1 tRNA gene is annotated in these 285 nt (G+C 56.5%); it reads left to right on the top strand.

The features are described 5' to 3' along the window. Positions 1-210 precede the first annotated feature (210 nt). Positions 211-283, top strand: a tRNA-Asn gene (locus ETC07_RS15070). The last annotated feature ends 2 nt before the right edge of the window (positions 284-285 follow it).

Raw genomic sequence — 285 nt, 5'->3', positions numbered from 1 at the left:
GCTACGTAGCTCAGTTGGTTAGAGCACATCACTCATAATGATGGGGTCCCCTGTTCGAGTCAGGGCGTAGCCACCAGGATGTCTTGAAACGCCCGCCCGGCTCCATGCCCGGCGGGCGTTTCGTTTTGCGGTGGACGGCGCTCGATGCATGTCGTTGACGCTTGACGTTTTTCACTAGATCCGTATACTACGCCCCGTGCTCGAGGCGATTCCCCGATAGCTCAGTTGGTAGAGCAAATGACTGTTAATCATTGGGTCACAGGTTCGAGTCCTGTTCGGGGAGCC

This window comes from Halomonas borealis (assembly GCF_004798905.1).
GTDB lineage: Bacteria > Pseudomonadota > Gammaproteobacteria > Pseudomonadales > Halomonadaceae > Halomonas > Halomonas borealis.
This window is presented reverse-complemented; position numbering and strand designations above follow the sequence as displayed.